Source organism: Muricauda sp. SCSIO 64092, from assembly GCF_023016285.1.
Lineage (GTDB): Bacteria > Bacteroidota > Bacteroidia > Flavobacteriales > Flavobacteriaceae > Croceivirga.
Genome location: NZ_CP095413.1, coordinates 3225195 through 3238913 on the forward strand (window position 1 = coordinate 3225195; position 13719 = coordinate 3238913).

Below are 13719 nucleotides of genomic sequence, written 5' to 3' on the forward strand. Positions count from 1 at the left end.
CAATGCCACCGAATGGAACAAGTAAATCCCAAAAATCGGTAAGAACCCCTTCTTTTGCCTAAATTTACGATATGTCACAAACCGTCTATACCGTTTTGGACCTATCGCACCCTGTAAGCCACCTATCTTTCAGGGAGGCATTTCAGAATAGGGATGGTTCTTCCCCTTCCAACACCTCCGTGCAGTTATCGGAAGCACAGCTCAGCTCCCTTGTAAAAGTACTGTTCACCTACGGCCTACATTACGATGAGGTACATGAGGAACAACGGCCTGTTTTTATGGATTCCATCAAGGAAAATGCACAAGGAATGTTCGATATCCCCCAGTCTTTTTGTGGACACTTCCTGAACAATTTGGATGAGGGGTCAAAGTCGGAATTTCACAAACTTCTTGAGATGGAACATGATCTCAAGAACCTTCTCTCCAATGAGGCCTTGATGGACTTTGTGGAAATGGAACTTATCGACCCAACGGTTTCCTACAGGAAATGGGAATATGGTCGCTATGCCCTAGACCACATGGGCAAGGAGATTTTGGGAAGTATGGAATGGAAAACCGAGCAGATTACCGTTAGTCAGGATGACGTTGGAATGGAGGAGTTTCTCGAAGGTTTGGATAACCGACTTGATCTTTACGGAACGGGGTTGGACGACCATGAAAAAGGCCTTTTGTTGCTGATGTCCAAGTCCAAGGTATTGAAACAGGATTCCACTTTGATGGATTACATGCTGGTTGGGGATATCATACAATCGAATCTCGTTGGGCTTCAGTTACGGTTGAAGAAATTGACAACGGTAATGAAGATGGCCATCGAAAATGGGCCTTCAAAGAGAAAAGACAAGGAAGGACCAAGGTTATGAGCACCGTCGGTGCCTTGATGCGTTACCTTGAAAAAAGAGACAAGGGTGGGAAGACCTTGATTTAGGGAAATACTTATACTTCGGAGCAGATAAAATTGGCACAGCAACTTTTGATGGATGCCCAAAAGGAATTGGAGCAGTCCCAAAAAAAGCCGAAATTATCCCGTCGTCGAGCCTTCATCGTTATCCTTGAAGAATTGTATTATGATGTCAGGGAATATCCAAAAGATCTTACTCTTGATAGCATCCATAGAAAAGCCTCCCAACGGTTTGAGTTTTCCCATAGTGCCATGAATTCCTTTAGTTCACCGAACGAGGTACATCCAAAAGACCCATGCAGTCATTATGAGAACGATGGTCTTCGAAAGGCAAAATACCGACAGACGCTTGCCCACTTGGTCACCTATTCCCAATTGTATTTTAAAATAAAGGAAGCGGCACAATCCCTAGAAGCAACTTACAGGGACATTCTGCAATGCTGACCATGGGTAACGTACATTAACCCATGTACGCTACTGCCCAAAATAAACCCAACACTGCCTTAGGTTTGCCTTAAGAAGTCGGAGGTCACGAAGCAAGCCATGTTTTTGTAAACAAAAACTGCTCACATCGTTCGCAAAGTATATCGGTGACCTTCCCCAAACCCATAAAAATGGCACGACCAAAAAAGGATGTAAAAGCGTTGAAGGCTATAATCGTAAGCTTTAGGCTCAATGCGGACAAGTATCTTGAACTGACAAAAAATGCCGATTCATTGGGACTTACCGTTCCCCAGTTTATCAGGAAAAAGATATCAGGCTCGGTGCTCGCAAAGATGCGGTATTCCCCCATCGACCGAAAGGTATACGTGGAGCTTTCCCGTATTGGGAACAATATCAACCAATTGACCAGACAAAGATATTTGGGCATGCGGAACCCTATTCATTTGGATGAGCAATTAAATGAAATGAAACTCCTTATCGATGACCTGAAATCAAAAATCGTTTACGATGCTAGCAAAGCAGATTAAGGGCAAGGATTTCTATGGGCTTTTGGCCTACAACGAAAAGAAGGTTGAAAACGACCAGGGATATGTACTGGACTGTGGTATCAGCCATGATACCGTGGTCAACATGACCAAGGAGTTCAACATGGTCAGGCAGCTCCGTCCAAATCTGGAAAAGGTCGTTTACCATGTGTCGCTCAACCTACCCCTGATGGACAATCTGGGGGATAGCGAATTTGCCAATCTGGGCTTTGATTATCTGCAAGGGATGGGCTTTGACAGCAACCAGTACATCATGTACCGCCATACGGACACCAATCATGAGCATATCCATATCATCGCCAATAGGGTAAAGTATTCGGGTGAAGTAGTTTCCGATAGTAGGGACTATCAGCGCAGTGAAAAGCTGGTTCGTAAACTGGAAATCAAATACGGCCTCTCCCAAGTTGAAAGTCCAGTTCTTAAACAGAAAGCGGGCATCACCCAACAGGAAATTGAAAAAGCGATACGTACGGGAAAAGCACCCATAAAACTAGTTCTACAACAAAGGATAGATGGGGCAATGATACGTTCAAACGATGTACAGGGTTTTATAGGGGAGCTTAAGAAAAAAGGGTAACCCCCATGTTCAATGCAAGCGTGACCACGGGAAGGGTCACCGGAATCTCATTCGATTACGAAGGGGTAGTGTACAAGGGAAGCACATTGGGAAGACAATATTCATGGAACAACATTATCAAACATCTGGATTATGACCAAGAAAGAGACCGTTCAATTATTCTCGAACATAGCGGGCCAAGTAAAGGAAATGCACGAGCTTTTGGAGACATCGGAGATGAATCGGAAAGAGCTATTGAAGCTCCAGCGCGAAATGTTGAAGGGCTTAAAAATGCTCATGAGAAACCAAACTACCATTTGGGAAAGGATAAAGGAATTGGACATGTAAAGCCCTTGGTTGAGGATAATCCATGGAACGCCTTCAAGTTGGAACTTGAGGAATTGGACAGGTACAAACGAAAAAGAAGGCGGAAACGAAGAAGGCTATAATACGTCATGGAAGGAAATTTGGTCAGTGATAAACTCTTAAATGCTCTTTTGGAAAGCTTGTCCGTAAAGGATTTGGAAGCCATACTTTCCCAAAAGAAGGCTAGGGAATGTCCTGACCATAAACCAAAACTAATGACAGAGCGGGAGAAACAAAAAAAATACTACAGGGAACTCTTCATCGCAATGGGGAAATTGCACTTAGATAAATAGGCTTTCGAATTACAAATTTTTAATTATGTCAAAGCAAATTTCTAACGTTACGGATTTACTTAGAAATTTGAAGAATAATTAGTGAAAGATGGTCTCGTAAAAGACCAATTATCGGGACTACTAAATAAGGCCAATAATCGGACTTATCCTCGTTAAGAAAGGTAGTATCCAATAAACTGTGTAAACAGAATTTAGGCGGGTCTTAAGAAAATTACTTTACTCTTTAGTCCTTAAAAACCGCCCATTTAGAGGGCTTAATTTTTTTATACTTGCCACCTCTCAAGTTACCTGTAGGGCGTCAACAAAAACGTTTTAAAGGACATTTCTAGAGGTTCAAATCCAACAATCCACTGTAATCCTCTGGGAGCTCTGCGTCAATATCCTTTAGATAGGACTTTAGCGCATCCAGGGTCGAATGTCCAGTGATGAGCATGAGTTTATCGCAAGTCTCAGTGTAGGTATATTCTTTTCTGAACTTTCTAAAGAGCAAAGTGATGAAAGTGTGCCTAAAGGAATAGATAGTATATTCAGGACCTAGCTGAAGGTTCTTTCCCTCTTTAATAAGATGCTCGTTGTACCTCTTCTTCAGTTTCCAAAAGCGTTTGGTGAAATAGTCCCTTCTGCTGGTCTCAGCTGCTTTCCACTCTCCTATACCATTGGGGGTGAAAAGATAGTGGTCCTGAATGGGAAAATCGAGTTCAACGATTTCGTTGTGCACGATGTCTGGTATGATCTTTGTCTTTTCGGGCTTGTTCTTTGCGCGGAACCGTAACAGTTTTTGGGAAAGGAATACATCCTTGACCTTCAATCGACATACCTCGATAGGCCGCAAAAAGTTGTAGGAAACGAACTTTACAAAAAGCAATAAGAGGGGGTCGTTTTCACGCATGTAGGCGAAAAGACCTTCAAGCTCTTTTAGCGAATAGGTCTTATGGCTCACCGATTTCGTATCAAGTACCTTGATGTTCTCAACAAAGTTACGAGGGATGATATCGTTATCCTCCAATTCTGCAAAAATAGCGCTTAGGATGATACGAGTGTTGTTCCGGTTCCTAGCACTGCTCGAACTTGCAACCGTATGCAGGTAGTGGTTGACCATTTGTTTGGTGATGGTCAATATACTTTTGTCGAGCAGGTTCTTTTTATCTAGATATTTTTTAAATCTGCCGTATCTGCTCTTATAATCCTTTACAGAAGTATCGGAGAGCTTCGTAATTTTTATGGCGTAGGCGTAATCAAGGGCCGATTCGACGGTATAGTCAAGGGATTCGGAATTAAAGGACAGTTTATCCTTATAGGGGGAATATCCTTCCTTCAGCATTTCCAACAGCACTTCCTTGACAATGCCCAGTTGCATGAGCCTTTCGGCCTTGGTCTTGTACTTACGGTTGATGCTCATGGTGACCGGGGCCTGCCGTACCATGATGGGCTTACCGAGCTTGTCCTTAAGATTTGGGCTTTCATAGGAATAATAGACGTACCACCGCTTGGAGAGGTCGAAATCCTCCCCACCGTGGTAGATCTTCGGTTCGGTGTATTTTTTTCTTCCCATCCCGTTTCCGTATGCGGTAGCGTACGCGCTTTGCAATTTATAAAAAAAGAACCCATTGACAACAGTTTTAAAGTGCTGTCAGTCAATGGGTTAATCTAGTAGCGGGGACTGGATTCATGGCTTCGCCATGGGCCTTTTGGAGAGCTTTACAAATAAAGCCATAACCTCGCTAGAGCGAGGTTTAGCCTTTTCCTTGCTCAAAAGTTCAAGCTGGCTTGGCTTTATCGCAAAGAAAAAGCCACCAACTTTCGTTGATGGCTTTCCTTGTAGCGGGGACTGGACTCGAACCAGCGACCTTCGGGTTATGAGCCTTATGATTTATGGTTTTATATAGTTTTATATGCACTTAAAACTTTGTTTTTCAAACATTTAAAATTTATACTACTTCACAAAAAACCATGAAGAACCATGAAATGTTTTACATATGTTTTACATAAAATCACTTTTCTTTTATACCTTTGAAGTCGTTAAAAACCTCACTACTTATGGCTTCAGTAAAGATACTTTTATGGAAACATTATGAAAAAAAAGATGGTACCTGCCCCTTGGTACTTCGGATTACCAAAGATCGAAAACCCAGGTACGTTTTTACCGGAACATATATTTTAGAAAAAGATTGGGATTCGGTACACTCTAAGATTAAAAAATCACACCCCAATTCTAAACGGCTCAACAACTTTCTTTTGAAAAAGTTAACTGAGGCAGACGACACTGCTCTTGAGGCTATGTCCCACAACGATAATGTTTCTGCAAAGCACATTCAGAAGAAGGTACAGCGAAAGGGAAAGAACATTTCATTTTTTCAAGTTGGCTCCAAACGGGTTAAGGATAAGTATGATACTGGGACATTTTCTGTTGCTCGATCTGAGCTTTCCATCCTCTATAACATTAAAGAGTTTACGAACCTCAATGAAGCAGGATCACGACAGAGTATCATTGATGGTATCAAAGAGCGGAGACAACTTCGACACAAAAAGGGTATGGACCCGAAGATGGGTATCATGGATGGGATCAAAGAATTTGCGAACAACGGGTCTCTTGCCTTTACTGACATTGATATGGCATTTATCAATCGGTTCAAGTCCTTCTGTGAGACCTACCTCAAGCACAAAGAACGAACGGTTACGAACCAACTGATATTTATCAGAACCATCTACAATATTGCCATTGAAGAGGGTATTGTTAATGATAAATACTATCCTTTCGCAGGGGATAAAGAGAAGATACGCATTACCGAGAGTCTCAAAATTGGGCTCAACAAAGAAGAAGTACAACGTATTGAAGCATTAGCGTTGGAAGAGGGGAGTTCTGTGTGGCATACGCGAAATGTATGGCTCTTCTCCTACTACTTTGCTGGAGTGCGAATATCAGATGTCCTTGAAATGAAGTGGTCAGATTTTATTGATGATCGTTTGTTCTACGTCATGAACAAAAATCAGAAGTCACAGAGCTTAAAAATCCCTGAAAAGGCACGTGCGATTCTAGCCTTCTACAAAAAGGATCAGAAGAATAAGAGGGACTACATATTTCCTTTTTTGAAACACGCCAACCCAAATAATCCCGAAGACGTATTTATCAAGGCTCGTAATGCAACGAGTTTGTTTAATAAGTACCTCAAGCGAATAGCTGAATCCTGTAACATCGACAAGAAAATTTCAAATCATATTGCACGACATACCTTCGGGAATATCGCCGGAGATACCATTCATCCGTTAATGCTACAAAAACTCTACCGCCACACTGATCTTAAAACGACTATCGGATACCAAGCAAACTTTATTCACAAAGATGCAGATGACGCACTTGATGCCGTCATCAACTAAGCGGATAATATGTATTTTTAGCTTATGGAAGTAATCTGCATACAAGACGAAGCATTCTATGAATTGATTGAAGTTGTGGTAGATCGACTCAAAGAGAAATTTCAGGTGACCCAAGACAAGTGGGTAACACCGGAGCGTGCCATGGAGTTACTGAACATCAAGAGCAAGACCACGCTGCAAAATCTCCGTGACACAGGAGCCATCACCTACACCCAACCACAGCGAAAAATCATTCTGTACGACTATGATTCCATTATGGAGTACCTCGACAATCACAAAAAAGAAAAGTTCACATGAGTAAAATCGATCCCACATACGTAAAAGGTTTCAACCACGGTTATCTCTTTGCCGAGCATCTTTCGGCGCTCGCACAGAAGATGTTGAAGTGTGAAAATAAAGCACAGTATTTTACAGGATTTGAAAACGGTGTTGATGCGTTCCGACAGCACCAAAAGGTTCAGTCCCGTTCTGAAGAACTCAATAGCATAAGGGATCACAAACATAACGAGAGAGACCAGGAAAGGTGATACTTCTTGGGTTCCCTGAAAATTGAAATTTTATAAAGAATAACCGTTTTTATCGGTTATATCCTAATATGGGCGGAAAAGAATGTATTTTACATCTATATCAACAAGTTGGGCACAATTAAATTGAAGATATGACAAAAAAGATAACACTATTTAATCATAAAGGCGGTGTAAGTAAAACAACCACTACCTTCAATCTAGGATGGAAACTTGCTGAACTTGGTCATAAAGTGCTACTAGTTGATGCGGATCCACAGTGTAATCTAACAGGGCTCATTCTTGGCTATTCAGGAGATGAAGATTTTGAGCAATTCTACCTCGAAAATCCAGATAGAAATATTAAAGCAGCTCTAAAACCTGCCTATGAATCACTTCCTAGACTGATTGAACCGGTAGAGCCAATTCAGGTAACAAATAGACCAAATTTAAGCTTAGTACCAGGTCATATCAACTTATCAGAATATGAAATCACATTAGGAATAGCACAAGAATTGTCTAGTTCAATTCAAGCATTAAAAAATGTGCCAGGAGCGTTCTCATATTTTATTGATAAAGAAATCGAAGAATACGAATTTGATTTTGTATTGATAGATATGAATCCAAGTCTAGGGGCGTTAAATCAGAATATCTTGATGACAAGTGACTTTTTTCTTGTTCCAACTTCACCTGATTACTTTTCAAAAATGGCTATTGATTCGTTAACAGCAGTATTTCCACGTTGGGTAAATTGGTCTAATAGAGCTCAAGGAATGGATGAACTTGAAAATGCGGCTTATCCTTTTCCCAAAGGACATCCAAAATTTTTAGGAACGGTAATTCAAAAATATAGGCCTAGAAAAGGAGTTGCATCAGAAGGTTTTCAGGCTTGGATTGATAGAATAAATAAAGGTGTGAAGGAAACTCTTACCCCTAAACTTAATGAAATTGAAATGATGCTGTCAACCGAGAAATACAATCAAATTGAAGCTGATTTTAATGAAACCTTTTGTCTTGTACAAATTCCTGATTTCAATACTTTGATAGCAACCTCTCAGGAACATAAAATACCTGTATTTGCACTTGAAGATGAAATGTTTGGTCATGTTGGGGCGGTACTAGAACAGGATAGAGCTAAAAAAGCTGAGTTCAATGAAATATTTAATGAACTCGCAAATCGGGTGATTGAATTGACAAATGAATAATTCTGTATCACAATTCAATAGCAGAATTCAGGAAATAAAAGACCTAACATCTACCATTGATCAGATCGATGGAATGACTACCAATGCTCTAGATATATCTGATTTATATCGGTCTCAAATCGTACTTGCAGTTAGTGCGTTGGATCATTTTATTCATGAGTTTGTCTTAGAAGAAATGATGGAAATATATAATGGCAGAAGGACTACATGCCCAGCATTTAATCGATTTCCAATTCCAATTTCGACAGTTCAAGGCTCTATACCTTCAAATATTATAATATCATCGCATATAAGGCAAAAACACTCTTGGCTTAGTTTTCAAGATCCGGATAAAATCGCTGATGCAATTAGACTAGTAAGTGATTTAAAACTATGGGAAGAAATTGCACCTAGTTTTGGTTTAAATGCTGGAGATCTTAAAGCAAAATTGAAATTGATTGTTGATCGCAGAAATAAGATAGCTCATGAATCAGATTTGGATCCTTCAAATCCTGGAGTTAAATGGCCAATTTCAACTACTGATGTAAGAGATGTAATTGATTTTATTGAAAAGGTAGCAAATGAAATTTTTAATAAAATAAAATAACTGTACCCAACAAAGCTATATAAGCAATACCTTCCTGCTGGACGCTGCTGCTCATAGCTAATTTTACTCCCAATATAACGCAAACCACGATATATGGCCATTGCATGGCCTTATCGACAATCGATGTGATCGCTCCAAAACGGCAGCACTTCGGTACAATAACCATCACATCGTTGATGGTTTTCTTATATTTCAGTAAAATTCGCCGGACTTCACATAGCGCGGCGTTAGCTGCAAGCTGAAAATGAAAGAATTGAATCAAGAATACGTACTATCACTCATACAGAAAGAGGCTTGGAAACCAGTTCTTGATTTTCTATATAAGAGAAAGGAAGAAATTCCAAATGATACTCTTCTACAGTATTCGGCAACGATATTTGAATCCGAATTTTTCTCAAAAATCTCTAAAGAAAATACATCAATAACATTTGACAATCTGCAAGAATTATTTCTTCTACATAATGGAAAGTTTTTTGTGCTAAATGATGATAATTATAAAACTTTGGTTCGTGAATTAGCTGCTCAAAGTGAAGGAGAAACTGCATACAATTACGCTAAATTATTTCCAGAAGAAGAAGTTTGTAAGGAGATAATCAATAAATATGAGAAGGAAAAACCTAAAAAAGAACTTGCGAATAAAATTGAAAAAATGAACTGGATTGAGATTTATAATAGATTATTCGAGGTAATTAATGTGCAAGGTGATGCAAGCACATATTTTTCTGGTCCAAGATTCATAAATACTCTCAAAGAATTCAATCAATATCATCCTGACTATCATCAATATATCAATCTGCGAAATGAGCAAGGGAAAAGTACGAGTAGAAAAATCTATTTCTACGACATGATAATGGAACTTGATGAAAACACCCGAATTGATTTTATCAATAGAATACTTGAAATGGTTGAGCCTTTTGAGGAAGAAAAAGTAAAACCAATAAAGGCTTTAATCAAAGGAGAAAAACCTAAGATTGAAAAACCAAAAAAGGAAACTGCCAATGAGGAAGTTGCAACTGTATTTATTTCTTATTCATGGGATTCAGAAAAGCACAAAAACTGGGTTCTTGAATTAGCAAATCAACTTGTTAAAGAAGGAGTAAATGTGATATTGGATAGATATGAACTTAGACCTGGTAAAAACTTGCCTCATTTTGTTGAGACTTCGATTAAGAAAGCCGACAGAATAGTTATAATTTTTACACCTAACTATAAATTAAAAGCAGAGAAAAGAGCAGGTGGAGTTGGCTATGAGTATTCAATAATGAATTCAGAACTCTACAAGAATCAAACTAACAACGAAAGAATAATTCCAGTTCTGAGAGATGGTGATTCCACAGACAGCATTCCTGAATTTATGCAACAATATATACATATTGACATGAGAAACGATGAAAATTATGAAAACTCATATACAGATTTGCTACGTGAAATATATGATGAACCGGAAATTATCAAGCCCGAAATTGGAACTAAAAGAAATATTGCCAGCAGCTAACAATGTATCCTATGAAAAGCCATAGTCCGGTTTTCAAAAGATAGCGAATATGTTGTTTTTGCCTTAATTTATTTTGAGACTTGTTCCATTTCCCGATTGTATTTTTAGTTAAGTATGGTACGCTTTTGCAAAACACAATAGATTAAAAACTATTAAATGAAAAATTTATACATTATTGCAGGGCCAAATGGAGCCGGAAAAACAACAGCTTCATATACCATTTTACCTGAGATATTTAATTGTGATGAGTTTGTTAATGCGGACGAAATCGCAAGGGGACTATCGCCATTTAATCCTGATGAAGTTGCAATACAGTCGGGCAAAATGATGGTACGACGGATCAAAGAACTATTACATGAGGGAAAGTCGTTTGCGATTGAAACAACACTTGCAACGAAAAGCCATGTTTCACTTATTGAACAAGCTCGAAGCAATGGATACACGATCACATTACTTTTCTTATTTTTAGACTCCATTGAGTTGGCCATCGAAAGAGTGGGTATTAGGGTTAAAGAGGGCGGTCATGACATCCCAAAAGATGTTATTGCACGCAGATATGAAAGAGGTCTTAACCATCTCTTTAATCGCTACCTACCAATTGTTGATGAATGGTCAATGGTCAATAATTCCAAAGAAGGATTTAGCACCATTGCAAGGGGTTTAATTGATGGCACACTCATTGAGGTAGACAAAAATGTTTGGCGACAACTAAAAACAAAATATTATGACAAGTAAAGAGAAATTGGATGCTTTAGAAGCAAAAATTTCCAAGGGCTTAACCATTGCCCGTAAGAAAATGATTGCGTTTAAGAAGTATAAAAATACCCCGGTTGTTGTTTCCAGTAATGGAAAGGTAATTCATGTACGACCGGAGGATATGGAAAAAGAACAATAACATAGGTATCTCATTTATGAGCATAAAAAAACCGATAGTATTCGCTATCGGTTTTGTAATTTATACCTGCCAAGAAGAGGATGTTCCGAGCGCCAAAAGGTCCAGTCCCGTTCTAAAGAACTCAATAGCGTAAGGAATCACAAACATAGCGAGAAAGACCAGGAGAGGTGATACTTCTGGGCTTCCTTCGACTATCTAGGTTTTTTATCTGGATCATCTTTACATGGGAATACCGAATACACCACAATTGATTTTTCCTTCTTATTAATCTCATAAACCACAACGTAGGGAAAAACCTTTAAAACAGCCTCTCGGTATGGCTTTTTTGATTTTATCTGAAAATGCTCCGGGTACTTTGAAACATAATTGATTGTAGCTTCAACCTCATCAACAAAACGTAAGCCAAGACCCTCACTCTTTTCCTCATACCATTTATAGCTCCTTGCAATATCATCAAGGGCATCATCACGAACCTCAAGACGGTAAGCCATGCTTGTCTCTAAGTTGTTGTTTTACTTCTTCCCAAGAATAGGATGTTCCTTCTCCTGAAAGGTAACGACTTCTACGTCTATCCAGTTCTTTGATTTGGTCGGCTGTCAAAACGGAAGAAGAAGACTTGTTGGCATTATAGTTTCGTATAGCTTCGGCAATATATTGAAGAAGTCCAATGTCTGCGGACTTCATAGATTTGGAAATCAAATTTTTTAACTCTACAGTTGTCATACATCTATAATTGTTCCACTCACCAAGATACTAAAATTATAGCATATTTCTTAAAATTAAGCACCACATAAACCGTTCCGTTTCTGTTGTTTCTGAAGTTCCATAATATGTTATTGATGTTAGTGGCTACAAAGTGTAATGGGTCGAAAGAATCATTATTTTACAAGGGTTTTGTTAAAAAATGGGGCGAAAGAAGATTAACCAAAAATAGACCCCGAAGTAAAGATTTAAGTGTTGAGCAAAAATCACTTCAAAAGTCTCCCCTGATCAGGGAGACTTTTGAGAAAACTATTCCGTCGAGCAGAAATCATCCGATATCTATTTCTGATCTTAAATCTTCAATAATAATGATTTGGCTCGACTCTGATAGTATATCGCAGTGGGGAAAATATTGCAAGAAAAAAGGGTACTATCCTATTTATACCAAGTAAATAAGTGTGGTAGATTCGAGGATTTGAAAGAATTTGTGGAGTATGTTGAAACATAATTGGGAAGTAAATTGTATTGATATACTGCAATCATGACAAAGACGATACCAGGACAGAGAATACAGTTGGGTAAAAAGTTTGTTGCTCCCGACAACAAAGCGGTTTTGTTGTACCTTAAGGCGGCACAAGACGGTAAGGGACCCGCTGATAAAACCCTTTCAACTGTGAAAGATTATTTAGCTTTGTAATAAAAACCCCCTGTAGGGGAGGGAGCAGAGACCATGATCAACTACACCTCCCCCTACAAGGGGTTTTATTTAATTTACAAGACTATTAAAACACTATAAAGATACTGGTGTATACCACACTGGTATACCAAAAGTAAAGTGTAAGTACAAAGTATGCTATAATATCAAAAAACACCTTTTCACGGGGTGTTCACTAACAATACTAATCAACAAGATAGTAGTGGGTAATGGCCAACGAGAGCGCATCAAAGATACCGGCGTTGGTATGCTCTGACACCCATTCTTTACGGTACGGCATGGCATACGCTTTAAGCCGTGGGAACCACTCGATCAGTTTTTTGGAAATGGCAAACTTTGATTTTGAATTGAACGAAGAGAACACCTCTTGTATGTGCTTTCGTGAGTACTGGTGTACCTCTCGTCCCTGTAGTGAAGTCTCTTTGTAGATGAGTTTTATCAACTTCTTGAGGCGTTCACTCTTGAGGAAAATTTCGTGATCGGCACGCAGTAAAACCAACGTTGGCTCATAGTAATCAAGATAGTTCCGAACCCACTTGATATGGGCGGCACTGCCTAATCTGCTTGCATGGTACTGTCCGTACTCAATAAGCTCTTCAGGGCCATTGAGTATTGCATACCCGATCCCTCGCTTGTTTGGATACAGGGCAAGTACCACTTCCTTTGCTTTGTCAGTCCTCATGCTGTTCCTCTGTGTTCAAGCGGGTAATCATGCCATTAATCGACTCGATCCTTCGGGTGACGGAATCCGTTTGCTTCTTCTTCATCAATTGCTCAGAGAGCATGAACAGCCTGTCGATGAGTGCTGATTTAAGTAGCATGAAATCGTTGTCAATGAGCGCCTGCATCGGCATACCGTACAAAAGGTGATAAGCGATTGCTATTTTTAAGGTGGGAGAGAGTTCCCCGTTCTCATATTTGGAAAGGTTTCCTACATCCGTATCAAGAATGAAAGCAGAATCAACGAGCGGAATACTATACCGAGTTCGGTAGTCTTTTAATTTATTTTTTTTGTTATGTAAATTCATACGTATTAAATTATCAGCGGTGGGGTTAACACCGCTTTCTGCATCATACGGGAGACAGGTGTTGACAGAAGGGTTTTACAAAGGAAAACAGCGACAAACTTTGTACCTATTAC

The 13719-nt window shown here is 39.3% G+C and carries 20 protein-coding genes; 15 read left to right on the forward strand and 5 right to left on the reverse strand.

Annotated elements, in window-relative coordinates:
- Window positions 1-71 precede the first annotated feature (71 nt).
- The 6 genes from L0P88_RS13540 (at window position 72) to L0P88_RS13565 (ending at window position 3102) form a co-directional block, all read left to right on the forward strand.
- Window positions 72-860: a hypothetical protein gene (locus L0P88_RS13540; protein WP_247130455.1), complete on the forward strand. Its 789-nt coding sequence runs from the start codon at window positions 72-74 to the stop codon at window positions 858-860.
- Between the two features lie 95 nt (window positions 861-955).
- Window positions 956-1342, forward strand: coding sequence for a hypothetical protein (locus tag L0P88_RS13545; RefSeq protein WP_247130456.1), 387 nt, complete (start codon window positions 956-958; stop codon window positions 1340-1342).
- 170 nt (window positions 1343-1512) lie between these two features.
- On the forward strand, window positions 1513-1869 hold the full coding sequence (locus L0P88_RS13550; protein ID WP_247130457.1) for a plasmid mobilization protein: 357 nt from the start codon (window positions 1513-1515) through the stop codon (window positions 1867-1869).
- Entirely contained in the window at window positions 1850-2464 is a 615-nt protein-coding gene (locus tag L0P88_RS13555) for a relaxase/mobilization nuclease domain-containing protein (RefSeq protein WP_247130458.1), read from the forward strand. Before L0P88_RS13550 ends, L0P88_RS13555 begins: the two co-directional genes overlap by 20 nt.
- Before the next feature lie 5 nt (window positions 2465-2469).
- Window positions 2470-2892, forward strand: coding sequence for a hypothetical protein (locus tag L0P88_RS13560; RefSeq protein WP_247130459.1), 423 nt, complete (start codon window positions 2470-2472; stop codon window positions 2890-2892).
- 6 nt (window positions 2893-2898) lie between these two features.
- Window positions 2899-3102: a hypothetical protein gene (locus L0P88_RS13565; protein ID WP_247130460.1), complete on the forward strand. Its 204-nt coding sequence runs from the start codon at window positions 2899-2901 to the stop codon at window positions 3100-3102.
- Window positions 3103-3427: 325 nt separating this feature from the next.
- Here L0P88_RS13565 and L0P88_RS13570 read toward each other — a convergent pair whose 3' ends face one another.
- Window positions 3428-4654, reverse strand: a complete 1227-nt coding sequence (locus tag L0P88_RS13570) for a tyrosine-type recombinase/integrase (RefSeq protein ID WP_247130461.1) — start codon at window positions 4652-4654, stop codon at window positions 3428-3430.
- A 485-nt stretch (window positions 4655-5139) separates the two neighbouring features.
- Here L0P88_RS13570 and L0P88_RS13575 point away from each other — a divergent pair, with 485 nt between their 5' ends.
- The 8 genes from L0P88_RS13575 to L0P88_RS13610 all read left to right on the forward strand — a co-directional run bounded on the left by L0P88_RS13575 (window position 5140) and on the right by L0P88_RS13610 (window position 11161).
- Window positions 5140-6477: a site-specific integrase gene (locus L0P88_RS13575; RefSeq protein ID WP_247130462.1), complete on the forward strand. Its 1338-nt coding sequence runs from the start codon at window positions 5140-5142 to the stop codon at window positions 6475-6477.
- Window positions 6478-6501: 24 nt separating this feature from the next.
- Window positions 6502-6774: a helix-turn-helix domain-containing protein gene (locus L0P88_RS13580; RefSeq protein WP_247130463.1), complete on the forward strand. Its 273-nt coding sequence runs from the start codon at window positions 6502-6504 to the stop codon at window positions 6772-6774.
- Window positions 6771-7004, forward strand: coding sequence for a hypothetical protein (locus L0P88_RS13585; protein ID WP_247130464.1), 234 nt, complete (start codon window positions 6771-6773; stop codon window positions 7002-7004). Before L0P88_RS13580 ends, L0P88_RS13585 begins: the two co-directional genes overlap by 4 nt.
- 131 nt (window positions 7005-7135) lie before the next feature.
- Window positions 7136-8185, forward strand: a complete 1050-nt coding sequence (locus tag L0P88_RS13590; protein WP_247130465.1) for a ParA family protein — start codon at window positions 7136-7138, stop codon at window positions 8183-8185.
- Window positions 8178-8771, forward strand: a complete 594-nt coding sequence (locus L0P88_RS13595; RefSeq protein ID WP_247130466.1) for a HEPN domain-containing protein — start codon at window positions 8178-8180, stop codon at window positions 8769-8771. The genes L0P88_RS13590 and L0P88_RS13595 overlap by 8 nt, the downstream gene beginning before the upstream one ends.
- A 244-nt stretch (window positions 8772-9015) precedes the next feature.
- Window positions 9016-10266, forward strand: coding sequence for a toll/interleukin-1 receptor domain-containing protein (locus L0P88_RS13600; RefSeq protein ID WP_247130467.1), 1251 nt, complete (start codon window positions 9016-9018; stop codon window positions 10264-10266).
- A 156-nt stretch (window positions 10267-10422) separates the two neighbouring features.
- Window positions 10423-11001, forward strand: coding sequence for a zeta toxin family protein (locus L0P88_RS13605; protein WP_247130468.1), 579 nt, complete (start codon window positions 10423-10425; stop codon window positions 10999-11001).
- Entirely contained in the window at window positions 10991-11161 is a 171-nt protein-coding gene (locus L0P88_RS13610; RefSeq protein WP_247130469.1) for a hypothetical protein, read from the forward strand. The genes L0P88_RS13605 and L0P88_RS13610 overlap by 11 nt, the downstream gene beginning before the upstream one ends.
- Window positions 11162-11352: 191 nt before the next feature.
- On the opposite strand, the gene L0P88_RS13615 is transcribed toward L0P88_RS13610, so the two are convergent.
- Window positions 11353-11652: a type II toxin-antitoxin system RelE/ParE family toxin gene (locus L0P88_RS13615; RefSeq protein WP_247130470.1), complete on the reverse strand. Its 300-nt coding sequence runs from the start codon at window positions 11650-11652 to the stop codon at window positions 11353-11355.
- Window positions 11636-11884, reverse strand: a complete 249-nt coding sequence (locus L0P88_RS13620; protein WP_247130471.1) for an addiction module protein — start codon at window positions 11882-11884, stop codon at window positions 11636-11638. Before L0P88_RS13620 ends, L0P88_RS13615 begins: the two co-directional genes overlap by 17 nt.
- Window positions 11885-12404: 520 nt before the next feature.
- On the opposite strand from L0P88_RS13620, the gene L0P88_RS13625 reads away from it, so the two are divergent.
- Window positions 12405-12560, forward strand: a complete 156-nt coding sequence (locus L0P88_RS13625) for a hypothetical protein (protein WP_247130472.1) — start codon at window positions 12405-12407, stop codon at window positions 12558-12560.
- A gap of 202 nt (window positions 12561-12762) precedes the next feature.
- On the opposite strand, the gene L0P88_RS13630 is transcribed toward L0P88_RS13625, so the two are convergent.
- Window positions 12763-13260 (reverse strand): hypothetical protein, encoded by a 498-nt coding sequence (locus L0P88_RS13630; RefSeq protein WP_247130473.1) that lies wholly within the window; start codon window positions 13258-13260, stop codon window positions 12763-12765.
- On the reverse strand, window positions 13250-13606 hold the full coding sequence (locus L0P88_RS13635) for a hypothetical protein (RefSeq protein ID WP_247130474.1): 357 nt from the start codon (window positions 13604-13606) through the stop codon (window positions 13250-13252). The genes L0P88_RS13630 and L0P88_RS13635 overlap by 11 nt, the downstream gene beginning before the upstream one ends.
- Between the last annotated feature and the right edge of the window lie 113 nt (window positions 13607-13719).